Source organism: Brevundimonas bullata, assembly GCF_003350205.1.
GTDB lineage: Bacteria > Pseudomonadota > Alphaproteobacteria > Caulobacterales > Caulobacteraceae > Brevundimonas > Brevundimonas bullata.
The window spans coordinates 20,593-46,299 of the sequence record NZ_QLLC01000009.1 but is presented as its reverse complement, the minus strand read 5'-3'; the positions used below and the strand labels follow the sequence as shown (position 1 = coordinate 46,299).

Sequence of the window (25,707 nt, the reverse complement as noted above, 5' to 3'; positions counted from 1 at the left end):
AAAGGGGCGTAAGTGCGTAAGCCTGCCAAGGTCGACGGGCTGTTTTGCAAAGTTGCGATGGCGGAAAAACTCTACCTCGGGGCCAAGGTGCGCAAGCTGCGCGAGGCGCGCGGCTGGACGCTGGAAGCCTGCGCCGGGCGGCTGGCCCTGTCGCCTTCCTACCTGTCGCAGATCGAGACCAATCAACGCCCGGCGACGGCGCGGGTTCTGATCGCCCTGACGCGGGCCTTCGACGTGGACGCCAGCCTGTTCGATCTGGACGGCGACGCCCGCCTGATTGCCGATCTGCGCGAGGCCGTGACCGACGTGGCCGGTCACGCCGAGGCCCCGTCCGCCGTCGAGCTGAAGCAGGCGGTGACGACGACGCCGCGACTGGCGCGTCAGTTCCTGGCCCTGCATCAGGACTATCGACGCCTGGACGAGCGGCTGAAGACGCTGAACGAGACCCTGGGTCGCGACGAGCGGGCGCAAGCGGCGCCTGCCCTGCCCTACGAAGCCGTGCGCGACTTCTTCCACTATCGCGACAACTACATCGACGTTCTGGATCAGGCGGCGGAGGCGCTGGCCGAGCAGCTGGGGCTGGGCGCGGGCGGCCACCCGGAGCGCGATCTTGAGGCGGCGCTGAACGACCTGTGCGGCGTGCGCCTGGCCACAGGCGAAGGGCGCGGGGCCATGCGGCGCTTCGATCCGGCGGCGCGCATCCTCTATATCGACGCCAGCCTGCCCGGCGCGACGCGATCCTTTTTGATGGCGCATCAGCTGGTCCTGCTGCGTTTCCACGACCTGATCGAGCATGAGCTGGACCGCGCCGCCTTCGACATTCCCGCCGCGCGCGACGTCTGCCGTGTGGGTCTGGCCAACTATGCGGCGGGGGCCCTGCTGCTGCCCTATCGCCGTTTCCTCGAGGCGGCGCGCGAACTGCGTCACGACGTGGACCGGCTGCGGAACCGCTTCCACGTCAGCTTCGAGCAGGTCTGCCACCGGCTTTCGACATTGCAGCGTCCAGGCTGGCGCGGCGTGCCCTTCTACTTTGCGCGGGTGGACATGGCCGGAAACATCACCAAGCGGCACAGCGCCACCCGGTTCCAGTTCGCCCGCTTCGGCGGCGCCTGCCCGCTGTGGAACGTGCATGAGGCCTTCGGCGCGCCGGACCGCATCCTGGTCAACCTGTCGGAGATGCCGGACGGCTCACGCTACATCTGCATCGCCAAGAGCGTGTCCAAGCCGGGCGGCTCCTACCTGGAACCCGACCGTCGCTACGCCCTGGGCCTCGGCTGCGAGATCGAACACGCGGATCAGCTGGTCTATGCGGCCGGCCTCGACCTGAACGGCCCGCCGACGCGCATGGGCGTCAGCTGCCGCATATGCGAGCGCACCGACTGCGCCCAGCGGGCCTTCCCGCCCATCGACCGGACCCTGCGCGTGCCGGAAAACGAGCGCGGCGTCATCCCCTACACCCTCAGCTGAGGCTCAAAAGAAAACCCCGCCGGGCGGACCGGCGGGGCTTCAGTTTATCCGGGGCTGGAAACCCTAGAAGTTGGCGGTCACGCTCAGCGTCACGGTGCGCGGCGCGCCGTAGAAGCCGATGACGGAATCCCCGGTGACCGGCAGCGGGAAGTTGTAGCCGCCGGCGCGATAGCGTTCATCAGACAGATTGCGGCCCGCCAGGCTGACCCGATAGCGGGCGTCTGGCGCGGTCCACATCAGGGTGGCGTCATAGAGCCAGTACGACCCCTGATCGAGCAGGGGAATGGCCTCCTCGAACATCTGGGTCGCCCCACGATACGAAGCCATCGGCGTGAAGATCAGCGAGCCCCGATCACCCAGATCAAGGCTGTAGGGCAGCGCGATATTGGCGGTCCAGTCAGGCGTGTTCTGGAAGTCTCGCTTGTCGGCCATGTTCTCCCGCAGCCCCGTCGCACGATTGAAGGTGACGAAGTCGTTGAACTTGGCGTCCAGGTAGCCGAGCGTCAGGCGCGGAATGAAGTTGTCGGTGACGCGCGCGCTGGCCTCCAGCTCCCAGCCCCAGATCTCGCTGGAACCCGCATTGTCGACGAAGCTGACGACCGAATCCGGCGGGATGAAGAACTGCGAGGTGATCTGCTGGTCGGTGTAGTCCGACTTGAACAGGGCCGTGGCGAAGTTGATGCGACGGTCCAGCAGCGAGCCCTTCAGGCCGATTTCATAGGTGTCGACCAGTTCCGGCTGATAGCCTTTGACGGTGTCGGGATAGAGCTTGGCGTCGCCGCGCATGTCGAAGCCGCCCGACTTGAAGCCGCGCCCGTAGGAAGCGTAGCCGGTCAGTTGCGGCGTGAACTTGTAGCTGGCGCTGATGCGCGGGGTGAACTCCGAATAGGTGTCCGAGTTGGTGTAATCGGTCAGCGGCGCGCCCAGCGGGACGGCCGTGCTGTTGCCGAAGAACGGGCTCTTGACGCCCATATAGTTTTGGCGAAGTTGGTCGACGCTCTTCTTGTCCCTGGTCCAGCGACCGCCGACCGACAGCGACAGCTGGTCCGTCAGATCGTAGCTGAAGTCGGCGAAGACGGCGAAACTCTCGGTGTCCACCTTGCCGCCGGTATATGTGGTCACAGGGAAGGGAACAAAGACGCCCGGCGAGACCTGCGACACGTTTTTTCCAAGGACGGTGTCGAACGCACCCTCGGCCGAGGCGTCCATGTAGAAGACGCCCGCCACGCCCTGCCAGCGCTCGCCCTGGAACAGCAGCTGGAATTCCTGCGTGAACTGGCTGTCGGCGTAGTAACCGGGGATGTCCAGGTACGGTTCAGGCAGGCCGTCGAAGTCGATGCCGTCGCCCTTGGTGTCGCCGTCACGCCAGGCCGTGACCGACTTCAGCGTCACAGCGTCGTTGACGTTCCACTCGCCGGTGAAGGACAGGCCGCGCGTGCGCACATAGCCCTCGTCGCCGATGCCGGCGCGGGTGTCATAGATGCCGTCGGTCATCGGCGCCTTCAGGCGATAGCCATGACGGGCGTTGGACTCGTCCTCCGTCATGTCGCCGGCCAGGCGGAAGAAGAGGTCGTCGGTCGGCGTCCATTCGACACTCAGACGACCCGCCGTGACGTCCTTGTTGTAGTGCTCCGCGCCCGTGGTCAGGTTCGTGCCATAGCCGTCGCGCGTATAGCGGGCGACCGCGCCGCCGATGCGCAGGGTGTCGGTCAGGGGCGTCGAGCCCGAGGCGATCAGGTCGACCTGATTATAGCTGCCATAGGCGCCCTTCAGCGTCAGCTCCGGGTCCTGCCCCAAGCGCTTGGTCACGTACTTGATTGCGCCGCCAATGGTGTTGCGGCCATAAAACGTGCCCTGCGGCCCGCGCAGGACCTCCAGACGCTCGATGTCGAAGATGTCCAGCACCGCGCCCTGCGGACGGGCCACATAGACATCGTCGACATAGAGGCCGACGCCGGGCTCGAAGCCCCACAGCGGGTCCTGCTGGCCGACGCCGCGGATGAAGCTGGTCAGGGTCGAGTTGGTGCCGCGCGCGATCTGGACCGTGGCGTTCGGGGTCTGCTGTTGCAGGGTGGTGATGTCGGCGGCGCCGGTCTGTTCCAGACGCTCGGCGCTGACGGCGGTGACGGCGACCGGCACGTCCTTCAACGACTCTTCACGGCGACGGGCGGTGACGACGATGTCGTCGATGCTGGAGGCCTGTTCGGTCTCCGCCTGCTGGGCGAAGCTCGGCGCTGCGCACAGCGAGGCCGTGATGAAGACGCTGGTCATCAGCGCCAGACGCAACTGTCCTGTCGTTCGCATTCTCGTTTCCTCTCCACGCGCGGTCGTTTGGTCGCCGCTGATCTGTGTTGGCCAGACGGTGGTCCGTGAATGGCCCCGCTGTCAACATCATTCATTCTTGCATGAATGAAGTTTCACGTAGCGGCTCGACAGCCGGGCGAGCGTTGTTCATTCTCAAGTGAACGAGCGCGGCGAAGATCGCGCCTCAAGGGACGGAATTATGGATCAGATCAATCTGGCCGCGACCGCGCCTGTCGCGCACACGCTGTCCGGCGACCTGCGCGGGCGTCGCGAAGGATCGGCGAACGTGTTTCGCGGCGTGCCCTACGCCGCCGCCCCGGTGGACGAGCTGCGCTGGCGGGCGCCGCGACCGTTTCCGGCCTGGGACGGCGTGCGCGAAGCGGCGGAATTCGGTCCCTCCGCCCTTCAGGCCGGTCCCGCCGACGTGGCCGACATCGTCGCCATCGGCGGCGCGCCGGAACCGACCGGCGAAGACTGCCTGACCCTGAATGTCTGGGCGCCCGCCGAGACGAGCGGACCGGCGCCGGTCATGGTCTGGCTGCACGGCGGATCGAACCGCATGGGGGCGGGCTCCCTGCCCTTCTACGACGGCGCGGCCTTCGCCGGCGACGGGGTGGTGCTGGTCAGCGTCAACTATAGGCTGGGCCAGCTCGGCTTCTTCGCCCACCCGGCGCTGACGGCCGAGGCCGCGCCCGACGAACCGCTGGGCAATCAGGCCCTGCTGGATCAGATCGCGGCGCTGGAATGGGTGCGTGATCACATCAGCGCCTTCGGCGGCGATCCGGCCAACGTCACCCTGTTCGGAGAGTCCGCCGGGGGGCTGGACATCCTGGCCCTGATGACGGCCAGGCGGGCGCGCGGCCTGTTCCACAAGGCTGCTGTCCAGTCCGGCGGCGGCTGGCTGCCGGCCACGCCGCTGAAGACCGCGCACGAGCGCGGCGCAACGGCGGCGACCGCGCTGGGCCTGACCCACCCTGACGCCGCCGCCCTGCGCGCTCTCGCGCCCGAGCATCTGACAGCGATTGAGGGCGCCTTCGGGCCGGTCATCGACGGTCGGTTGCTGGACCGCGACCCGATCAGCGCCTTCGCGCGCGGCGACTTCGCCGACGTGCCGCTGATGATCGGGGTCAACAGCGGCGAAGATTCCCTGCTCAACTACGGCGGCGGGCTGAAGCGTTTCGGCCAGCTGATCAAACCGAACGCCAAACTGGCCGCCCTCTATCCCGAGGCGAACGGCCACGAGGAGCAACTGATCCGCCTCGGCTTCCGTGACTTCGCCTTCGCCGCACCGGCGCGCTGGGTCGCCTCGCGTCCGCGCCGGTCGAAGGCCTGGCTCTACGCCTTCGACTATGTCGAAGAGGCCCGGCGCGAAACCATGCCGCGCGCCAGTCATGCGGCGGAAATCTTCCACGTCTTCGAGACCCTGGACCGCCGCCCCGACGGCGCCCCGCCCGCGACAGAGGCCGACCGCGCGATCAGCGCCGCCATGCACGCCCGCTGGGTCGCTTTCGCCAGGAGCGGCGTCCCCGGCGCCGACTGGCCCGCCTATGTCCCCGCCGACGACGCCTGGATGGTGTTCAACGACACGCCCGGCGGCGAGGTGAAGCGCGGCTGGTGGAAGGCGGCGCTGGACCACCACGGGCGCAAGGGGAAGCTGCTGATCCTGCTGCTGCGGGCGCGTGATCGCCTGCGAACCCTGTTCTCGTCTAGACTGCGTAAATGACCACGACCGAGACCAAGCCGCGCGCCAAGGCCAAAGCCAAGGCGCCGCCCAAGCCCAAGGCCCAGCGCCGCGAGGAGACGACGACCCGTATCCTCGATGTGGCCGAGGCCCTGTTCGCGCGCGACGGCCTGCACGGCGTCACCCTGAAGGCCGTGGCCAAGGAGGCGGGGGTCGATACGGCCCTGCTGCACTATTATTTCGACGACAAGAACCGGCTGTTCTCGACCGTCTTCGGGCGCCGCGCCGAGGTGGTGAACAGGCTGCGCCTCGATAGTCTGGACCAGTATGAGGCCGAGCACGGCGACGCCATGACCGTGCGCGGCGCCATCGACGCCTTCCTGCGCCCCCTGTTCGTCCTGTTCGACAACGGCGATCCGGCCTGGCTGAACTATGCCGCCCTGGTGGCCCAGGTGAACAACACCCCGGTCTGGGGCGGCGACACCATGCACAAGCATTTCGACCCGGTGATCGAACGCTTCATCGGCGTGCTGAGACGCATCGCGCCCGAAACGCCGCCGCGTCAGATCTACTGGTTCTATCACCTGCTGTCGGGGTCGCTGACCCTGTCGCTGGCCCAGACCGGCCGTATCGACGTCCTGTCCGGCGGCCTGTGCAAGTCCTCAGAAATGGGCGCCATCTGCGACGCCATGGAGGCCGTCTTCACCGGCGGCTTCGAGGCCATCCGGCGCTAACCCAAAGAAAAACCCGACCTCAAGATCTGAGGTCGGGTTCCGGTCTCATCAGCCCATCGTCGGAATGACGAAGGAGCTGTCCGCGTGTTCCAGTTCGCTATCAGGCCAGCGGGCGGTGACGGTCTTGGTCTTGGTCCAGAAGCGCAGACCTTCCATGCCGTGCTGGTTGATGTCGCCAAACGCCGAGCGCTTCCAGCCCCCGAACGAGTGATAGGCCACCGGCACCGGGATCGGCACGTTGATGCCGACCATGCCGACGTTGACCCGGGCGGCGAAGTCGCGGGCCGCGCGGCCGTTCTGGGTGAAGATGGCGACGCCGTTTCCGTACTGGTGCTTGGACGGCAGGCTCAGCGCCTCCTCGAAGCTGGCGGCGCGCATGATCTGCAGCACCGGGCCGAAGATCTCTTCCTTGTAGGATTCCATCTCGGGCTTGACGTGGTCGAACAGCGACGGGCCGATGAAGAAGCCCTTCTCGTGGCCTTGCAGGCTGAACTCGCGGCCATCGACGACCAGTTCGGCGCCTTCTTCCACGCCCTTGTTGATCCAGCCCAGGACCTTGTCCTTGTGGGTCTGGGTGACGACGGGGCCGTAGTGGGCCTCGGCGTCGGTCGAGACGCCGACGCGCAGGTTGGGGATTTCCGAGACCAGACGCTCGCGCAGTTCGTCCGCCGTGCGCTGACCGACCGGCACAACGACCGGCAGGGCCATGCAGCGCTCGCCTGCCGAGCCATAGGCCGCGCCGGTCAGGTCCTTGATCACCTGATCCATGTCGGCGTCGGGCAGGACGATGCCGTGGTTCTTGGCGCCGCCCATGGCCTGGACGCGTTTCCCGTGCTGGGCGCCCATCTGATAGACGTAGTGAGCGATGTCGGACGAGCCGACGAAGCTGACGGCGTGGATGTCGGGGTGGGTCAGTATGGCGTCGACCGCCACCTTGTCGCCGTGGACGACGTTCAGGACGCCCTTGGGCGCGCCCGCTTCCATCATCAGTTCGCCCAGACGCACCGGCAGCGACGGATCACGCTCCGACGGCTTCAGGATGAAGGTGTTGCCGGCGGCGATCGCCATGCCGAACATCCACATCGGGATCATGCCGGGGAAGTTGAACGGGGTGATGCCCGCCACCACGCCCAGGGGCTGACGCATGGAATAGACGTCGATGCCCGGACCGGCGCCCTGCGTGTATTCGCCCTTCAGCGCGTGCGGGATGCCGCAGGCGAACTCGATGACTTCCAGGCCGCGCTGGATATCGCCCTTGGAGTCGGCGATGACCTTGCCGTGTTCCGAGGACAGCAGCTCGGCCAGCTCGTTCATATTGGCCTCGACCAGGCGCTTGAACTCGAACATGACGCGGGCGCGGCGCTGCGGATTGGTGCTCGACCAACCCTCGAAGGCGGCCTGGGCGGCCTGAACCGCGCGGTCCATTTCGCTGACGGTCGCCAGCTGGACGCGGGCCTGAACCTCGCCGGTGTTGGGGTTGAACACGTCGCCGAAACGGCCCGATGCGCCGTCGAAGGCCGCACCGTCGATTAAGTGGCGAATGTCGCGCATGGAGGCGTTTCCCTGTGATGTCGTTATTCGTTCCAGCATGGCCTAGCAGACCGCCGCGAGACTACCCATTGCAATCTTGCATCCTATGCTGTGCATTCGTGCAATGTTCGACTGGGACGACGTTCGCATCTTCATCGCCGCCGCGCGGGCGGGTTCGCTGGCGACCGCAGCCCATCGGCTGGGCATAGACGCGGCCACGGTCGGGCGGCGCGTGGCGCGGCTGGAGACGGCCCTGAAGTCGACCTTGGTGGTGCGCTCGGCGTCTGGGCTGCTGCTGACGGCGGCGGGCGCGCAACTACTGGAGACGGCGCTGGACGCCGAGAGCGCCATGGAGGCCGCCGAGCGGGTGACGCGGCCCGACCTGATCGCCGGCACGGTGCGGATCAGCGCCTCGGAAGGTTTCGGCGGCGCCGTCCTGGCCCCCGCACTGCCCGCCCTGCTGGCGGCGCACCCGGGGCTGAACATCGAACTGGCCGCCAGTTCAGGCTTCCTGTCGCCCAGCCGCCGCGAGGTGGACATGGCCATCACCCTCAGCCCCGCCGCCAGCCCGCGCTTGATCGTCGAGCCGCTGACGCCCTATCAACTGGCGCTCTACGCCGCGCCCGAACACGTCGCCCGACATGGCGCGCCCGACAGCGTGGACGACCTGCCCCGCTTCGACATCGTCGGCTATGTCGATGACCTGATCTATGCGCCCGAGCTGCATTATCTGGACGAGATCCGGCCCAACCTGCGCCCCCGCCTGGCCTCGTCCTCGATCCGGGCGCAGCGAGACATGATTGCGGCGGGTGGCGGCGTCGGGGTCCTGCCCTGCTTCCTGGCCGAAGGCCTGACGCGGATACTGCCTGACGCCGTCCTGATCGAGCGCCGCTTCTGGCTCAGCACCCACCGCGAGGTCCACGGCACGGCGCGGCTGAAGGCGGCGCGGCGCTGGATCAAAACCCTGTGCCAGACAGCTGCCGACCGTCTGTCGCCCTATTAAAGGCCCAGCAGGTCCGACCAGCGCCATTGGCCGGTCCCCAGCGCCAGCTTGGGCGCGCCGGGATCGTCGCTGAGCGTCACGACCACATAGCCGCGCACCGTCTGCGACTTGCACTCGCGCGGCGAGAACCCGACCACGACGGCCACGGCCTGACGCACGCCCGCCAGCCCCTTGCCCTCCTGGCCGGGGCTCAGCACCCAGTCGCCGTTCCAGATGACGATGGCCCGGCCGCGCGCACCGGACTCGCGATAGGCCTCGGTCAGGCGGGCGCGAATGCGCGGGTCGTCGCGCAGGGCGTTCTGCAGGCGCTCGACCATGTTGCAGACCCCGCCCGAGCCAGATCCAGAGCCTGAGCCCGACCCGCTGCCGGACCCCGTGCCCGTTCCGGTCCCGGCGCCGCTGCCGACGCCGGAGCCCCCGCCCGCTGTCGTCGCCCCGGCCAAGGCGCTGTCGCCCAGAAAGACATAGGAGACGCTGGGCGTCGGCGCGGTGATAGGCACCGGCTCCACCGTCGGCGAACGCGGCGTCGGGCGGCTGGGGCGCGGCGTGGGGCGGGCGACCGGCGCAGGCGCGGCCCTGGCGGGGGTCTTGACCGGCGTAGGCGCAGGCGACGGCTTGGGCTCTGGCGTCGGGGCGGCGGCGGGCTGGCCGCCCCCGGCCTCCTGTTCAGCCGGTTCAGGCGCGGGCGGCGGCGGCAAGGGCTCGACCAGTTCGACCTCCACGGCCTTCCACTCAGGCGGGAAGACCGGCGTCTTGACCGGCGCAGACAGGATCAGCGCCAACACCAGAAGATGCGCGGCGATGCTGATCACGATCGTCATCGCCCGCGCGCCGCGACGCCTGCGCGCGCGGCCGGCTGCCTCAGGCCTCGTCATTCAGACCAGGCCCGCCGCTTCAGGCACTCAACCGTAGATCGTCTCGCCATCTGTATTCCGCAGTCGATCTCATCGCTCAAGATCGTCATTTGAAAGGATCAGTCGCTCGCGTCAGGATCATGGCGCTCGAGATACAACGCACGAGGAAGGCAAAAAACGCAGATATTTGAACTTTTTCTATGGTTAAGCTGGCACCTTTTCTTTTGTTGCGCGTCTCTACCGCGCCGTTCCTGTTCCAACGGGTTCCGCGTACGCACATCCGGGACTAGCGCCCCGGCACGAAGGAGACTTAACTTGATCAAACTCACATCTCGAGCGGTGGCCGTGACCAGCCTCGTGCTGATCGGCGGCCTGGCCGCCAGCGGGTGCGCCAGCCACCGCTTCGTGCGTGACAACGTCGCCGTGGTCGATGAACGCGTGACCGCCGTCGACAGCCACCTGACCCAGGTCGAAGGCACGGCCGGCGAAGCTCTGGCCCGCGCCAACGCCGCCCACAAGCTGGCCGAAGGCAAGTTCCTGTACGAAGTGGTGCTGTCGGACGACTCGGTGAAGTTCCCGGTCAACCGCGACGCCCTGTCGCCAGAAGCCGAACAGCGCCTGACCGAACTGGTCCAGCGCCTGAAGGCCGAGAACCGCAACGTCTATCTGGAAATCCAGGGCCATACGGACTCGTCGGGCGACACCCGCGCCAACGAACAACTGGGCCAGTCCCGCGCCGAAGCCGTCCGTCGCTTCCTCAGCGACCAGGGCATCGCCCTGAACCGCATGGCCACCATCTCCTATGGCGAGACCAAGCCGGTGGCGCCGAACAATACGCGCGAAGGCCGCGCCCAGAACCGTCGCGTCGCGATCGTCGTCCTGAACTGACCTACGGGCGGCGGCTCACAGCGGGGCCGCCGCCGCAATACCCGCTGGAGCGCCCATGGCGCCCTGCACAGTCTCGCCGGATGAAACCGCCGGGCGCTCAAGTCAGGCCTGCGATGCGCTCCATAGCCTTGATGTCGAAGTGCGTTTCCAGAACCGTCGCGATCCGGTCCAGAGCCTGATCGACGCGCGCCGTCTGATCGCCCCCGTCGCTGACCGCGCCGAGCTCCGCCAGCAGGGCTAATCGCGCCTCGGCCTGATCGAACAGACCGTGGACATAGGCGCCGCTGATGCGCCCGTCCCCAGACACCGCGCCGTGAGGCCGTCCGTCGATCCGGGCGAAAGGCCGCGCCGTGTCCGGCCCCTCGGTCACGCCGATGTGGATTTCATAGCCCTCGACCGCCGCCGCCGACGCCGCCAGCTCTCCTTCGACGCGCCGCAGCACCTTGTCGCCCGCCAGCACCGTATCGACCTCCAGCAGCCCCAGGCCCGGCGCCGATCCCGGTGCCCCCTCGGCGCCGTCGGGGTCGCTGATGCGGCGGCCCAGCATCTGATAGCCCCCGCAGATTCCCAGCACCCGGCCGCCGCGCCGCACGTGGGCGTGGATGTCCACATCCCAGCCCTGCGCTCGCAGGAAGGCCAGGTCAGACAGCGTCGCCTTGGTCCCCGGCAGGATGATCAGGTCCGCATCGCCCGGCAGGGCCTGCCCCGGCGGCACGAAGCCGAAGTCCACGCCGGGCTCGTGCCTGAGCGGATCGAAGTCGTCGAAATTGGCGATGCGTGACAGCATGGGCACGGCGATGCGCACCCTCCGCCCCGCCCTGCCCTGTGACGCCCGATCCAGCACCACCGCATCCTCGGCCGGCAGGGCCCGCGCATCGGCCAGCCAGGGCGCCATGCCCAGATCGGCCCAGCCGGTGCGGCGCACGATCTCGGCCCGCCCCTCGTTGAACAGGGCAGGATCACCCCGGAACTTGTTGATCAGAAAGCCCTTGATCATGGCCCGATCTTCCAGGTCCAGCACCGCGTGGGCCCCGACCAGCGCGGCGATGACATGCCCCCGATCAATGTCGCCGACCAGGGCCACCGGCACGTTCGCGGCGCGCGCAAAGCCCATGTTGGCGATGTCGCCGGCGCGCAGATTGGTCTCCGCCGGGCTGCCAGCCCCCTCGACGATCACCAGGTCGGCTTCGGCCTGAAGACGCCGGAAGCTGTCCAGCACCACGTCCAGCAGGGCCGCCTTGCGCGCCTGATAGCCCGCCGCCTGCCAGACGCCCTCGACCCGCCCGCGCACGACCAGTTGGGCGCCCGTATCGCTCTGGGGCTTCAGCAGGACCGGGTTCATGTCCACCGTCGGCGGCGTGCGGCAGGCCACGGCCTGCAAGGCCTGGGCGCGACCGATCTCTCCTGACCGCCCTTCGGCGTCGGGGGCAGTGACGGCGGCGTTGTTGGACATGTTCTGCGGCTTGAAGGGCCGCACCGTCAGGCCGCGATTGGCGAAGACCCGGCACAGGCCCGCGACCAGCACCGACTTGCCCACGTCCGAGCCGCAGCCCTGAATCATCAACGCCGCCATACGGCCTCCTCTGCGACTTGGCGCATGAAACAAGCCCGGATCAGGCTGTCAGCCGGTATCCGACGCCCGGCTCGGTGGCGATCAGGCGAGGCTGGGCCGGGTCCGCCTCCAGCTTCTGACGCAGTTGTCCGATGACCACGCGCAGGTACTGGGTGTCGTCGGCGTGGGCCTTTCCCCAGACGGCGGTCAGCAGGTCGCGGTGGCCCACGACCTTGCCCGCATTGCGCGCCAGATGGGCCAGGACGTCATATTCCTTGGGCGTGACCCGCACGGCCTCGCCCGCACGCGTGATCAGGCGGCGTTCCAGATCGATGACCACCTCCCCCACCGTCAGAGGCCCCGTCGCCTCGGCGCGCGGCGCGGCCTGGCGCAGGTTGGCGCGCACGCGGGCCAGGAGTTCGCCGACGCCGAAGGGCTTTTCGACATAGTCGTTGGCCCCCAGATCCAGGGCCGCGATCTTTTCGGCCTCCTTGTCGCGCGCCGACAGGATGATGATCGGCCCGGCATAGAACTCGCGGGCGCGGGCCAGCACGTCCTTGCCGTCCATGTCGGGCAGGCCGAGGTCCAGCACCACGGCGTCGGGGCTCCACAGGGCGATGCCGCGTAGGCCCTCTTGCCCGCTGTCGGCGCGGCGCGGCTCATAGCCGGCGGCGTCCAGCGCCGGCGACAGGAAGCGATGGATCTGGGGCTCGTCGTCTATGACGAGAATCTGGGGACGAACGGCGGCCATGCGGCAGACCTTAGAGCAGGCTCGGGTGGGTGACGACGGCCTTGGGCAGGCTGATCAGAATACGGGTTCCTTTTCCGTCCATAATCGGGCTGGCGGCGGCGATGCGGCCGTTCATGGCCTCGACGAAACCCTTGGCGATGGCCAGACCCAGGCCGGCCCCCTTGGTGCGGTCCGACGGCTCTTCCATGCGACGGAACTTGTCGAAGACACGTTCCAGTTCGGCGGTCGGGATGCCCTTGCCCTCGTCCTCGATCGAGATGACCACCGCGCCCCGGTCCTCATAGGCGGCCAGCTCGACCGTCGAGCCGTCGGGGCTGTAGACGATGGCGTTTTCCAGAATATTGACCAGGGCCTGTTCCAGCAGCCCCTGATCGACCATGACCAGGCTGAGCTGAGCCGGGAAGTCGCGGGTCATCTTGCGCGCGCCTAGACGTCGCGCCACCCGCTTGCCCGCCGCGTTCAGCACGTCGCGCACGTCGACCCAGTCGGCGCGGATGTTCAGCCCGCCGCCCTCCAGCCGGGTCATGTCCAGCAGGTCGCCGACATAGCGGCTGAGCCGCTCGGCCTCCTCGCGGATCGACAGCAGCAGGTCGGCGCGGACCTCGGGCTTCAGCTTGTCGCCGAGATCAATCAGCGTGGTCGAGGCGCCCAGGACCGTGGACAGGGGTGTCCTCAGGTCATGGCTGACCGAGTTCATCAGCGCGCCCCGGAAACGGTCGGTGCGGCGCAGGGTCTCGGTCTCGACCGCCTGACCGGCCAGGTCGGCGCGCTCGACCGCGACCGCGCCCTGATCCAGCAGGGCCAGAGCCAGTTTCTCCTCGTCCGAACCGGGCGACAGGGCCGCCGCCTCGATCCCCGCCACACCCGCGCGGTCTCGCACGCCTTGCAGCGGACGGAAGGTCCAGCGCGCCTGCGGCAGGGTGCCGGTGCCGTGCCCCGCCGGTTCGCCCTTCTCCCAGGCCCAGCGCGCGGCGGCCATGGCCTCGGCGTCCAGCGGGGTCTTGGTCGGCGCGCCGGCGACCAGGGTCAGTTCGTCGTTGACGGGCAGAAGCACCACGGCCCCCGCCCCCGCCGCCGCCGCCGTCTGCTCGGCCAGGATGCGCGCGGCGGTGGTCCGGTCGCCGACGCCGGTCAGGCGCTGGCTGGCGGCCAGCAGGGCCGACACGGCAGAGGCCCGGCGCTGCGCCGTCTTCGCCTGCTCTCGCACCCGTCCGGCCAGGAAACCTGTCGTCAGGGCCACGGCCCAGAAGACGATCAGGGTCAGGAAATCGGTCGGCGAACCGATGGCGAAACTATATTTCGGCTGAAGAAACAGGAAGTTGTAGGTCAGGAAGGCGACCGTCGCCGCCGCCAGGGCCGGTTTCAGGCCGTAAAGCACCCCCGCCGCCAGCACCGCTGACAGGTAGATGACGCCCAGATCGACACGCTCGAACGTGCGGTCCAGCAAAAGGGCCAAGCCTGTCGCCGCCACGACGCAGGCGGCGCCGACCGCATAGCCGCGCCAGCCGCCGGTCAGACGCAGACGCGGCTCCCGCAGCGTCTTCTCCTCCAGATCGACCCCGTCGGTGATGACGTGAACCGCGACGCCGCGGGCCTGGCGCAGCAGTTCCGCCGCCAGCGACCGCCCCAGCCATTCGGACAGGCGGCTGTCGCGCCCCTTGGCCAGAACGATCTGGGTGACGTTGTTCTGATGGGCGTGATCCATGACGGCGCGCACCACGTCGTCGCCGCTGAGGACCACCGTCCGCCCGCCAAGCTGTTCCGCCAGCTTCAGCGCGTCCGACAGCTTGCCCGCCGAGCCCACGCCGTGCCGCGCGCCCGAGGGCCGGTCGACGTGGGTCACGGTCCAGGGCGCGTCCATCATCATGTCGGACAGCCGTCGACCGGCGCGGACCAGGGGCGCGGCCATGGCGTCGCCGGCGATCAGGACCAGAATCCTCTCGCCCGCCGCCCACGGCCCCGGCACCCCCTGCTCGCGCAGTCGCGCCACCAGCTGATCGTCCACCGTCTGGGCCGCGCGGCGCAGGGCCAGCTCGCGCAGGGCCGTCAGATTCTCGACCTTGAAGAAGTTGTCCGAGGCCAGCCGCGCCGTCTCCGGCACATAGACCTTGCCCTCGGCCAGCCGCTTGCGCAGCTCCTCCGGGGTGATGTCCACCAGTTCGATGTCATCGGCGCGCGACAGGGCGCTGTCCGGCACGCTTTCACGTTGCCTGACGCCGGTGATCCGCAGCACAACGTCCGACAGGCTTTCCAGGTGCTGGACGTTCAGCGTGGTCCAGACGTCGATCCCGGCGTCCAGGATCTCCTCCACGTCCTGCCACCGCTTGGGATGACGCGAGCCGGGGGCGTTGGAGTGGGCGTATTCGTCGACCAGCAACAGGCCGGGGCGGCGCGCCACGGCGCCGTCTAGGTCGAACTCCAGCAGGGTCCGGTCGCGATAGGCGATGGGGCTGCGGGCCATGACCTCCAGCCCGCGCAGCAGGCTCATGGTCTCCTTGCGGCCGTGGGTCTCGACCACGCCGACGACGACATCATCGCCCTCGGCTTTGCGGCGGCGCGCGGCGCGCAGCATCTCATAGGTCTTGCCGACGCCAGGCGACATGCCCAGAAAAACCTTCAGCCGCCCACGCTTTCGCGGGGCGGCCGGGGTCTTGTCCGTCGGGAGGATGGACGGCGCCATCAGCCCTCCGCGGCGGGACGGGCGAAGCGCGCGTCCAGCGCCATATTGGTCAGCAGCACATTGACGCGCGGCTGGCCCAGCACGCCGAATGTTCGGCCTTCGACATGCTGTTCGATCACCTTGCTCACCTCTTGCACGGCCACGCCCCGCGCCTGGGCGATGCGGGCGGCCTGAAGCCTAGCGTAGGCCGGAGAGATATGCGGGTCGAGGCCCGAAGCCGAGGCCGTCACGGCGTCGGCGGGGATAACCGCCGCGCCCATTTCGGCGCGCAAGGCATCGGCGTCCGTCTTGACCCGGGCGATCAGGTCCGGGTTCAGCGGGCCCAGGTTGGCGCCGGACGACGACGAGGCGTCATAGCCGTCGCCCGCCGCCGAAGGACGCGGATGCAGATAGACCGGCTCCGCAAAGGTCTGGCCGACCAGGGCCGAGCCCACGACCTTGCCGGCCTTGTCTCGGACCAGGCTGCCGTCGGCTTGCTCCGAGAAGACCGTCTGGGCCACGCCCGTCACCGCGAACGGATAGGCGACGCCCAGAACGCCGGTGAACAGGGCGATCATCACGACCGCCGGACGGATGTGGTTCAGCATCAGAAGGTCGCCTTCACGCTGGCTGCGACGCGACCGTCATAGGCGGCGCCGAAGTCGTGTTCGTCGGTGTCGAAATAGCGGACGTCCAGCGCAAGATGGTCGGTCAGCTGATAGGCCGCGCCCAGGTTCCAGGTGGTGTAGTCAAAGTCAGACGACACCCACTGGCGCCCGACTGCCGCCGAGATGGTCCACTTGTCGGCCGGGCTGATCGCGCCGTTGATCTCGGCATAGGTCGCCTCGTCCTCGGACGCGCCGAAGAAGTCCGGCGAGTAGTAGATCGCCGCCCCCAGGGTGGCCGGGCCGACCGCGCGCGAGGTTGCGGCCTTCAGCTCGACATAGTCATAGTCGGCCCCGTCCGGCTGACCGGCGTAGAAATAGCTGACCACGCCGAAGTCCCAGTTGAAGCCGCCGAACTCGGGCCGGACGCCGGCGTAGAGGTCGATCTCGGCGTCGGTGTCGGCGTCCCCGGCGAAGGAGACGTTACCGGCCCAAGCGCCGGCGTAGAACAGCCCCTGGGTCACATCGACCCCGGCTGAAATCGCCGGATCGCCTTCGGTCTGGCTGACACCTCGGAAGACATAGTCGGAGCCGACGGCGGCGTTGAAGGCGACCTCAGGGCCAGTCTTTTGCGGGGCCGCGTCCTGGGCCTTTGCCGGGGTGCTGCACAGCCCCAGAGCGATGATGGCCACCAGGCAGGCGCCGCCGAACAGGGCGTCGTTGGCGCCCGAGACCTTCGAAGAGTTACGTTTACGCATGAGAGTTTCCTTGACGTCTCAGGGCGGGCTTCAGGCCAGGCCGAGAGCGGAGATGACGATGTCGATGAGCTTGATGCCGACGAAGGGCGCGATCAGACCGCCCAGGCCGTAGATCAGCAGGTTGCGGCCCAGCAGCTTGCCCGCCCCCACAGCGCGGTACTTCACTCCGCGCAGCGCCAGCGGGATCAGGGCGATGATGACCAGGGCGTTGAAGATGACCGCCGACAGGATGGCGCTCTCCGGGCTGGACAGCTTCATCACGTTCAGCGCCGCCAGCGACGGCAGGCCGACTACGAACATCGCCGGGATAATGGCGAAATACTTGGCCACGTCGTTGGCGATGGAGAAGGTGGTCAGGGCTCCGCGCGTGATCAGCAGTTGCTTGCCGACCTCGACGATCTCGATGACCTTGGTCGGGTCGCTGTCGAGGTCGACCATGTTGCCGGCCTCACGGGCGGCCTGGGCCCCGGTCTGCATGGCCACGCCGACGTCAGCCTGAGCCAGAGCCGGGGCGTCATTGGCCCCGTCGCCGCACATGGCGACCATGCGTCCCTTGGCCTGTTCGGCCTTGATCAGGCGCATCTTGTCCTCGGGCGTCGCCTCGGCCAGGAAGTCGTCGACCCCGGCCTCGGACGCGATAGCCGCCGCCGTCACCGGGTTGTCGCCGGTGATCATGACGGTGCGCAGACCCATGCGGCGCAGGTCGGCGAAGCGCGCCTTCACGCCCGGCTTGACCACGTCCTTCAGGTGAATGACCCCGACCAGGACGTCGTTCTCGGTCACGGCCAGAGGCGTGCCGCCCGAGCGGGCGATGCGGTCCACGGCGGCGCGGAACTCGGCGGGTGCGGCGTTTTCGGCCATGCCCAGGGATTTCAGCACGGCGTCGACCGCGCCCTTGCGCCACGACTGGCCGTCCGCTTCCAGACCCGACTGGCGGGTCACGGCGCTGAACGGGATGGTCTTGGCCCCGACAGGCAGGTCGCCCATCACGCCGGCGTTGCGGCCCAGCTCGACGATCGAGCGGCCCTCCGGCGTCTCGTCCGCCAGCGAAGCCATGACCGCCGCCCGCATCGCTGCGTCGGGACGCACGCCCGGCACGGTGATGACCTCAGTGGCCATGCGGTTGCCGAAGGTGATGGTGCCGGTCTTGTCGAGCAGCAGGGTGTCGACGTCGCCTGCCGCCTCCACCGCACGGCCCGAGGTCGCCAGCACGTTCACCTTCAGCAACCTGTCCATGCCGGCGATGCCGACCGCGGACAGCAGTCCCCCGATCGTCGTCGGGATCAGGGTGATGAAAAGGGCGCCCAGGACGATGGGGTCCAGCTTGATCCCGGAATAGGCGCCGAGACCCAGCAGGCTGGCCACCGCGATCAGGAAGACCAGGGTCAGCCCGGCCAGCAGCACCGAAAGCGCCAGTTCGTTCGGCGTCTTGCGACGGTCCGCGCCCTCGACCATGGCGATCATGCGGTCGAGGAAGGCGGCGCCGGGGGCCGAGGTGATGCGCACCTTGATCCAGTCCGAGACGACCGTGGTGCCGCCGGTGACGGCAGAGCGGTCGCCGCCGCTTTCGCGGATGACGGGGGCGCTTTCGCCGGTGATGGCGGCCTCGTTGACCGAGGCGACGCCTTCGATGATCTCGCCGTCCGACGGGATGACGTCGCCGGCCTCGACCAGGACGATGGAGCCGATCTCCAGCTCCCCCGCCGGGGTCGGGACCACCGTGCCGGTCTTCGGATCGACGATCAGCTTGGCCTTGGTGGTGACGCGGGTGGCCCTCAAGGAGTCCGCCGCCGCCTTGCCGCGCCCTTCGGCGATGCTTTCGGCGACGTTGGCGAACAGGACCGTGGCCCACAGCCACAGCGCCAGCTGGATGGCGAAGCCCGCCGCCAGGCCGCTGGCCACCGCCACGACCGCCGAAGCGGTCGCCAGCAGGGCGACGATCCAGGTGGCGAAGATCACCGGGTTGTTGAGCAGTTTCGTCGGGTTCAGCTTGACGACGGCGTCGCCGAGCGCCCGGCCGAGCATGGCCCCGGACAGGCCGCCCGCAATGGGTGACGCCCCTCTTTGGAGGGATGGGGAGCTCGACGGATCGAGCGTGACTTGGGTCATAAGATTATCCGATCAGAACCGGGCCACGACCTGAAGCATGTCGAAATGCTCCACGATCGGACCCAGCGAGAGGGCGGGGAAGAACTGCAGGCCGCCGAGGATCAGGATCACCCCGATCAACAGGCCGATGAACAGCGGGCCATGGGTCGGCAGGGTCCCGGTCGAGGGAGCCAGCTTGGGCTTGGCGACCAGGGCGCCGGCGACGGCCAGAACCGCGATGGCGGGCACGAACCGGCCCAGCAGCATGGCCAGACCCAGGGTGGTGTTCCACCAGGGGGCGTTGGCGGTCAGACCCGCAAAGGCCGAACCGTTGTTCCCGGTCGCCGAGGTATAGGCATAGAGGACCTCGGACAGGCCGTGCGGCCCCTTGTTCAGCAGACCGGCCAGGGCTTCGGGCAGGACCGCAGCCACGGCCGAGAAGCCCAGCACCGACAGCGGCACGACCAGAACCGACAGCATGGCGAACTGAATCTCGCGCGCCTCGATCTTCTTGCCCAGGTATTCAGGCGTGCGACCGACCATCAGGCCCGCCACGAAGACCGCCAGCATGGCCATCAGCACCATGACGGCGATGCCCGAACCGATCCCGCCGGGCAGGATCTCGCCCAGCTGCATCAGGAACATGGTCACAGCCCCGCCCAGCGGCATGTAGCTGGCGTGCATGGAGTTGACCGAGCCGTTCGAGGCGCCGGTCGTCTGGGCCGCCCAGGCCACGGAGGCCGGGACGCCGAAGCGGACCTCCTTGCCCTCCATATTGCCGACCGAGGTCTCGACCCCTGCGGCGACCAGAGCCGGCGCCGGCTGGCTTTCGATGACGTAGAGCGCCGAGCCGGCGGCGCCCAGCAGCAGGATCGCTGCGATCACCAGGGCGCGCACGTCCTTCTTGGCCAGGACGCTGCGGCCAAAGGCGAAGAAGGCCGCCCAGCCCAGGACGTTGATGCTGATCGCCGTGATCAGCGTCGTCAGCGGCGTCGGGTTCTCCAGCGGGTGGGCCGAGTTGACGTTGAACACGCCGCCGCCGTTGATGCCCAGCTGCTTGATGGCCAGCTGGCTGGCGGTCGGGAACAGGCTGATCGTCTGCGATCCGCCTTCCAGCGTCGTCGCCTGGGCCGAGGCCGCCAGCGACTGCACCACGCCCAGCCCGGCCAGAACCACGGCCACGATGAAGGCGATGGGGAGCAGGACATAGAGGCTGGTGCGCGTCAGGTCGGCCCAGAAGTTGCCGACGCCCTCGCCGCGATTGGCGATGAAGGCGCGGGCGAGGGCCGCCGCGATCGTCGCGCCGGTGGCCGCCGAGACGAAGTTCTGCACCGTCAGGCCGACCATCTGGGTGAAGGTCGACAGCGTCGTTTCGCCGCCATAGCTCTGCCAGTTGGTATTGGTGACGAAGCTGACCGCGGTGTTGAAGGCCAGATGCGGGCTGACGCCGTCAAACCCCTGCGGGTTCATCGGCAAGACGCCTTGCAGACGCAGAATGGCGTACAGCAGGACAAAACCCGTCAGGTTGAAGGCCAGCAGGGCGCCAGCATAGCCCAGCCAGCCTTGGCTGCGCGTCGGGTCCACCCCGGCGGCGCGATAAAACAGGCCCTCGACCGGCTTGAGCACCGGGTCCAGCCAGGTGCGTTCGCCGTTCCAGACGCGCGACATATAGATCCCGATCGGCCAGCCGAGCATGACGGCGAGGCCGAGGGTCAGGGCGATTTCCGCCCAACCTTGAATGTTCATCTTGAGTCGGCTCCGCTCAGAACCGCTCGGGGCGCAGCAAGGCCGCGACCATATAGGCGGCGATGACGAGGGCGCCGGCGCCCCACAGGACGTTCAGCACCATCGTCACAACCTCTTCAACGCAACAGCGAGGGCGGCGAAGGCCAGGAAGGCCCCGCCGCCAATCGCCAGAAAGATCACATCGGCCATGCCGAAAGTCTCCAGCTCAGTGAGAGCCGGAAGAGACGCCCAGGAGGCCTAAGCGGGCCATGCGGAAAGCCCTGCGCCGCATAAGGCGCGCATAAAGATCAGGCCGCCGCGACGGTTCAGGGCGTTATCTATGGCCACTCGTCAACCTGCCCCGTCGAGCCAGGCGTCGATCTCCGCTGTTTCAGGCCCTGACCGGGTCGCGCGGGGCCGCTTTCCAGAGCGTCCTTCTCAGGCTCGCCGCCCGAGAGAATCGCCTCCAGCTGCGTCAGACGCGACAAACTGTTCTCGGCCATCTCCGGCGCCATCGGTCCGCGTCAGCAGGCGTAACGACGTCAGCCCTCCAGCCTGAACGGCCATGGACATCTCCGGGCGTGTCGGCATCGTGGAGGAATCAGCGCTGCGGCAACGTCATGTGATGAGCGCCCCCGCTGCTGCTTTTGACAGGAACGCCATGATCAGACCGTCCACTTCCGCCGACCGGCGGAGCCCAGTATCGCGTCGACGCCCCATCAGAACCCTGGCCTGGACGGTCGGCTTCGCGGCCTTCGCTCTCAACGGCGCCAGCGCCCTGGCCTATGAGGCCGTCCTGACTGAAGCGCCCGCCGCCGTTGCGGCGCCCGCCACGGCTTCACGCATCACCTCGCCGCAGGAGGCCTTCGGGCACGCGGTCGGCGCTGACTACCACCTGGTCAACTACACCCAGTGGGAAGCCTATCTGAAGACCCTGGCCAGCCAGTCGGACCGCATGAAGCTGGTCGAGATCGGCAAGTCGTCCGAGGGCCGCACCCAGTATATCGCCATCGTATCGACGCCGCAGAACCTGGCCAACCTGGACCGCTATCAGGAGATCGCGCGTCGTCTGGCCAAAGCCGAGGGTGTCAACGAGGAACAGGCCCGCGCCATGTCCGCCGAGGGCAAGGCCGTGGTGTGGATCGACGGCGGTCTGCACTCGACCGAGACCGTCCCGCCCCAGGCCCTGATCGCCGCCGTGCATGAATGGCTGACCGCCGAGGACGCCGAGGCCCTGCGCGTTCTGAATGACACCATCATCCTGTTCGCGCCGCTGAACCCGGACGGAATGGAGCTGGTCTCCAACTGGTACATGCGCAACGCGGACCCGCTGAAGCGCGAGTTCGCCTCGATCCCGGTCCTGTACCAGAAGTACGTCGGCCACGATAACAACCGCGACTACTACCTGTCGGCCATGGCCGAGACGACCAACGTCAACCGCCAGTTCTTCCGCGAGTGGTTCCCGCAGATCATCTACAACCACCACCAGACGGCGCCCGCCGGGACGGTGGTCTTCATGCCGCCCTTCCGCGACCCGTTTAACTACAACTACGACCCCCTGGTCATGGGCACCCTGTCGGAAGTCGGCGCGGCCATGCACAGCCGCCTGATCGAAGAGGGCAAGCCCGGCTCGACCATGCGCAGCGGCGCCAGCTACTCGACCTGGAACAACGGGATGGAGCGCTCCATCACCTACTTCCACAATGCGGTCGGCCTGCTGACCGAGATCACCGGCCACCCGACGCCGAGCCAGATCAGCCTGATCCCGCAGAACCAGCTGGCCCGCAACGACCTGCCCATGCCGGTCGCGCCCCAGACCTGGCATTTCGCCCAGTCGATCGAGTACTCGCAGTCGATCAACCGCGCCGTGCTGAACTACGCCTCGCGCAACAAGGACCGGCTGCTGTTCAACATCTGGCGCATGGGCCAGAACGCCATCGACAAGGGCAATACCGACACCTGGCGCATCACGCCGACCGGCGTTGAAGCTCTGGTCGAGGCGGCTCAGGAACAGGGCGCCGTCGCCGGTCGTCGCGGCGTCGATCCGGCCCTCTATGAGCAGGTGCTGCGTGATCCGGCGCGTCGCGATCCGCGCGGCTATGTCATCCCTGCGGATCAGGCCGATCTGCCCAACGCCGTCGCCTTCCTCAACAGCCTGATCAAGACGGGCGTGGACGTGGACCGCGCCACGCGCGCCTTCACCATCGGCAACACGACCTATCCCGCCGGCTCCTATGTGGTGAAGACGGCCCAGGCCTATCGTCCGCACGTGCTGGACATGTTCGAGCCGCAGGACCACCCACACGACCTGCAGTATCCGGGCGGTCCGCCCGCCCTGCCCTATGACGCCACCGGCTATACCCTGGCGTTGCAGATGGGCGTGAAGTTCGACCGCATCCTCGACGGCTTCGAGGCCCCGACCGAGCGCGTCGCCGACGTCATGGCCCCGCCGCCTGGCAAGATCGAAGGCTCGGGCCGCGCCGGCTGGCTGATCGATCACGCCCCGGTCAACGGCTACATCCTGTCCAACCGTCTGCTGAAGGCCGGCGTGCCGGTCTTCTGGCAGGAAGGCGAGACCCGCGCGGGCCGTCAGACCCTCGCCCCCGGCGCCCTGTGGATTCCGGCCAGCGATGCGGCGCGTCCCATCGTCGAGGCCGCCGTGCGCGACCTGGGCCTGAACGCCCATGCCGCCGCTCGCGCCCCCGGCGGCGACAAGATCGCGCTGAAGCCGGTGCGCGTCGGCCTGGTCGACCGCTACGGCGGCTCCATGGCCTCGGGCTGGACCCGCTGGATGCTGGAGCAGTTCGAATATCCGTTCGAGGTGGTCTATCCGCAGCGTCTGGACGCGGGCGATCTGTCCAGAGACTTCGACGTCCTGGTCTTCGCCTCGGACATGATCCCGGCGGACCTGTCGGCGGCGGCCCAGCGCGGTCAGCCGGAGCCCGAGTCCATCCCGGCCGAGTACCGCAGCTGGCTAGGCCACATCACCGCCGACAAGACCGTGCCGCAACTCGACGCCTTCGTGCGCGGCGGCGGCAGCGTCGTCACCATCGGCTCGGCCCACCGCCTGGCCACGGCCATGGGCGCGCCGGTTCAGGACGTGCTGCTGGGTTCGGACGGCAAGGCTCCGACCTCGACCGACTTCTTCATCCCCGGCGCCGTGCTGAAGACCGAGGTCGACAATCGTCAGCCGCTGGCCTTCGGCGCCCCGGCCCAGATGAACGTCTTCTTCAACCGCAACTCGGGCTTCCGCCACACCGGCGAAACCGGCTCCATCGTCCGCTATCCTGAGCAGGTCGCAGTCGCCAGCGGCTGGGCCATCGGCAAGCAGAAGCTGGCCGGTTCGGACGCTGTTCTGGACCTACCGCACGGCGAAGGCCGCGTCATCGTGCTCGGCCCCGACGTGGTCAACCGCGCCCAGGCCCGGTCCTCGGTCCGCCTGCTGTTCAACGCCCTCTTCTACGGGCCGGCCATCAGCGCGGAGGAATAGAGGTTGCGGCGGCGGCCCTGACCGGGCCGCCCTATCCGCCGTCACCCCGGACGGACCGTAGGGCCGATCCGGGGCCCAGGCGCTTCATCAGACAAGCGACGCGTCAGGTTCAGTCGCCTGGGTTCCGGGTTCGCTTCGCGCCCCGGAATGACGGCAAGGAAGCTAATCACCGCCGCATAGCAAAACGGCCGCCCCATCGCTGGGGCGGCCGTTTCCTTTTCAGCGCCTGAGTAACCTAGGCGGTCGCGACCTGGGGCGCGTCCGGCTCGCCCTCAGGGATGTCGTCCAGTTCGCCTTCCCACTTGGCGACCACGGCGGCGGCCACCGAGTTGCCGACCACGTTGGTGGCCGAGCGGCCCATGTCGAGCAGGTGATCGACGCCCAACACGATGGCGATCCAGGCTTCCGGCAGACCGAAGTAGGTCAGGGTCGCCATGATGACCACCAGCGAGGCGCGCGGAATGCCGGCGATGCCCTTGGACGTCACCATCAGCAGCAGCAGCATGAAGATCTGCTGCGAGACGCTCAGGTGAACCCCGTGCGCCTGCATGATGAACATGGTGGCGAAGGTGCAGTAGAGCATCGAGCCGTCGAGGTTGAACGAATAGCCCAGCGGCAGGACGAAGCTGACGATGCGGCGACGCACGCCGACGGTGGGCAGGGCGTCCAGGATGCGCGGATAGGCGGCTTCCGAGCTGGCGGTCGAGAAGGCCAGCAGGGCCGGGGTGCGGATCACCTTGAACAGCGGAATGACGCGACGGCCCAGAACCGCAGCGGCCGCCAGGAACAGCAGGCCCCACAGCAGGCCCATGGAGCCATAGAAGCCCAGCACGAACTTGGCGTAGACGGCCAGCATCTCCAGCCCCTGCGTGGCGATGGTCGAGGCCAAGGCTGCAAAGATGGCCAGCGGGGCCAGCTTCATCACAAACTCAGTGACCTTCAGCATGATGCTGGCGGCCTGTTCGACCAGGTTCAGCACCGCCGGCGCCTTGTCGTCCAGGGCGGCGACCGCCGTGCCGACGAACAGGGAGAAGACCACGATCTGCAGGATCTCGTTCTTGGCCATGGCGTCAAAGATCGACGTCGGCACCAGGTGCGTCACGAAGCCGTGCAGCGAGAAGGCGTCGGTCGAAGCGGCCGGAGCCGTCGCCAGCGCCGCCTGCGGCAGGTCCATGCCCGCGCCAGGTTGCAACAGCTGCACCATCACCAGGCCCAGCAGCAGCGACACCACCGAGGCGCCGATGAACCAGGTCATGGTCTTGACGCCGATGCGCCCGACCGAGGCGGCGTCTTCCATGTGGGCGATGCCCGCCACCAGGGTCGTAAACACCAGCGGCGCGATGATCATCTTGATCAGGCGCAGGAAGACGTCGGTGATCAGCGACAGATTCGTCGCCGCCGCCGCCGCCTGATCGGCGCTGAGGTACTGGTTGACGCCCCAACCGACCAGCACGCCCAGGATCATGGCGCCGATGATGAGATAGGCGAATATTCGGTTCATATTCAACGTTCCAACTGTACTCGACTCACCCCGCCGGAACATTTCCCCCCGACCGTATGAGCCTCATCCGTTCATACAAAAGCGGGGCAGCAGACGATCGAATGTCCGCTGCCCCGC

18 protein-coding genes are annotated in these 25,707 nt (G+C 68.0%); 6 read left to right on the top strand and 12 right to left on the bottom strand.

Annotation, left to right across the window (positions count from 1 at the left end; translation table 11 throughout):
- Window positions 1–12 precede the first annotated feature (12 nt).
- Window positions 13–1,467 (top strand): short-chain fatty acyl-CoA regulator family protein, encoded by a 1,455-nt coding sequence (locus DXK21_RS06080; protein WP_245945123.1) that lies wholly within the window; start codon window positions 13–15, stop codon window positions 1,465–1,467.
- Between the two features lie 63 nt (window positions 1,468–1,530).
- Here the strand turns inward: DXK21_RS06080 and DXK21_RS06075 are convergent, their stop codons facing one another.
- Entirely contained in the window at window positions 1,531–3,771 is a 2,241-nt protein-coding gene (locus tag DXK21_RS06075) for a TonB-dependent receptor (protein ID WP_162790588.1), read from the bottom strand.
- A 199-nt stretch (window positions 3,772–3,970) separates the two neighbouring features.
- Here DXK21_RS06075 and DXK21_RS06070 point away from each other — a divergent pair, with 199 nt between their 5' ends.
- The gene (locus tag DXK21_RS06070) at window positions 3,971–5,494 is read left to right on the top strand and encodes a carboxylesterase/lipase family protein (protein WP_114816885.1); all 1,524 of its coding nucleotides are present in this window, start codon (window positions 3,971–3,973) and stop codon (window positions 5,492–5,494) included.
- Entirely contained in the window at window positions 5,491–6,186 is a 696-nt protein-coding gene (locus DXK21_RS06065; RefSeq protein WP_114816884.1) for a TetR/AcrR family transcriptional regulator, read from the top strand. Before DXK21_RS06070 ends, DXK21_RS06065 begins: the two co-directional genes overlap by 4 nt.
- A 48-nt stretch (window positions 6,187–6,234) precedes the next feature.
- On the opposite strand, the gene DXK21_RS06060 is transcribed toward DXK21_RS06065, so the two are convergent.
- Entirely contained in the window at window positions 6,235–7,737 is a 1,503-nt protein-coding gene (locus tag DXK21_RS06060) for a CoA-acylating methylmalonate-semialdehyde dehydrogenase (protein ID WP_114816883.1), read from the bottom strand.
- A 103-nt stretch (window positions 7,738–7,840) separates the two neighbouring features.
- On the opposite strand from DXK21_RS06060, the gene DXK21_RS06055 reads away from it, so the two are divergent.
- The gene (locus DXK21_RS06055) at window positions 7,841–8,719 is read left to right on the top strand and encodes a LysR family transcriptional regulator (RefSeq protein ID WP_114816882.1); all 879 of its coding nucleotides are present in this window, start codon (window positions 7,841–7,843) and stop codon (window positions 8,717–8,719) included.
- On the opposite strand, the gene DXK21_RS16470 is transcribed toward DXK21_RS06055, so the two are convergent.
- Window positions 8,716–9,540 carry a hypothetical protein gene (locus tag DXK21_RS16470; RefSeq protein WP_162790587.1) on the bottom strand — a complete coding sequence of 275 codons (825 nt, stop codon included), beginning with the start codon at window positions 9,538–9,540 and terminating at the stop codon, window positions 8,716–8,718. The genes DXK21_RS06055 and DXK21_RS16470 overlap by 4 nt on opposite strands.
- A gap of 348 nt (window positions 9,541–9,888) precedes the next feature.
- Between DXK21_RS16470 and DXK21_RS06035 the strand changes: the two genes are divergently transcribed.
- Complete coding sequence (locus tag DXK21_RS06035; RefSeq protein ID WP_114816879.1) at window positions 9,889–10,461, top strand: OmpA family protein; 573 nt, start codon at window positions 9,889–9,891, stop codon at window positions 10,459–10,461.
- Window positions 10,462–10,558: 97 nt separating this feature from the next.
- Here the strand turns inward: DXK21_RS06035 and DXK21_RS06030 are convergent, their stop codons facing one another.
- From DXK21_RS06030 to DXK21_RS05995, 8 genes are read right to left on the bottom strand one after another with little or no spacing between them, the layout of a single operon-like run.
- Window positions 10,559–12,034: a cobyric acid synthase gene (locus tag DXK21_RS06030; protein ID WP_114816878.1), complete on the bottom strand. Its 1,476-nt coding sequence runs from the start codon at window positions 12,032–12,034 to the stop codon at window positions 10,559–10,561.
- Window positions 12,035–12,074: 40 nt separating this feature from the next.
- The gene (locus DXK21_RS06025) at window positions 12,075–12,764 is read right to left on the bottom strand and encodes a winged helix-turn-helix domain-containing protein (RefSeq protein ID WP_114816877.1); all 690 of its coding nucleotides are present in this window, start codon (window positions 12,762–12,764) and stop codon (window positions 12,075–12,077) included.
- 10 nt (window positions 12,765–12,774) lie between these two features.
- Window positions 12,775–15,444: a sensor histidine kinase gene (locus DXK21_RS06020; RefSeq protein WP_114816876.1), complete on the bottom strand. Its 2,670-nt coding sequence runs from the start codon at window positions 15,442–15,444 to the stop codon at window positions 12,775–12,777.
- Window positions 15,444–16,031: a potassium-transporting ATPase subunit KdpC gene (gene kdpC / locus DXK21_RS06015; protein ID WP_114816875.1), complete on the bottom strand. Its 588-nt coding sequence runs from the start codon at window positions 16,029–16,031 to the stop codon at window positions 15,444–15,446. The genes DXK21_RS06020 and kdpC overlap by 1 nt, the downstream gene beginning before the upstream one ends.
- Window positions 16,031–16,786 (bottom strand): TorF family putative porin, encoded by a 756-nt coding sequence (locus DXK21_RS06010; RefSeq protein ID WP_114816874.1) that lies wholly within the window; start codon window positions 16,784–16,786, stop codon window positions 16,031–16,033. The genes kdpC and DXK21_RS06010 overlap by 1 nt, the downstream gene beginning before the upstream one ends.
- Window positions 16,787–16,816: 30 nt before the next feature.
- Complete coding sequence (kdpB, locus tag DXK21_RS06005; RefSeq protein ID WP_114816873.1) at window positions 16,817–18,895, bottom strand: potassium-transporting ATPase subunit KdpB; 2,079 nt, start codon at window positions 18,893–18,895, stop codon at window positions 16,817–16,819.
- A 12-nt stretch (window positions 18,896–18,907) separates the two neighbouring features.
- The gene (gene kdpA, locus DXK21_RS06000) at window positions 18,908–20,620 is read right to left on the bottom strand and encodes a potassium-transporting ATPase subunit KdpA (protein ID WP_114816872.1); all 1,713 of its coding nucleotides are present in this window, start codon (window positions 20,618–20,620) and stop codon (window positions 18,908–18,910) included.
- Between the two features lie 16 nt (window positions 20,621–20,636).
- Window positions 20,637–20,723, bottom strand: a complete 87-nt coding sequence (locus DXK21_RS05995) for a potassium-transporting ATPase subunit F (protein ID WP_114816871.1) — start codon at window positions 20,721–20,723, stop codon at window positions 20,637–20,639.
- Window positions 20,724–21,260: 537 nt separating this feature from the next.
- Between DXK21_RS05995 and DXK21_RS05990 the strand changes: the two genes are divergently transcribed.
- Window positions 21,261–24,089, top strand: a complete 2,829-nt coding sequence (locus DXK21_RS05990) for a M14 family metallopeptidase (protein ID WP_114816935.1) — start codon at window positions 21,261–21,263, stop codon at window positions 24,087–24,089.
- 235 nt (window positions 24,090–24,324) lie between these two features.
- On the opposite strand, the gene DXK21_RS05985 is transcribed toward DXK21_RS05990, so the two are convergent.
- Entirely contained in the window at window positions 24,325–25,590 is a 1,266-nt protein-coding gene (locus DXK21_RS05985; protein ID WP_114816870.1) for a dicarboxylate/amino acid:cation symporter, read from the bottom strand.
- Between the last annotated feature and the right edge of the window lie 117 nt (window positions 25,591–25,707).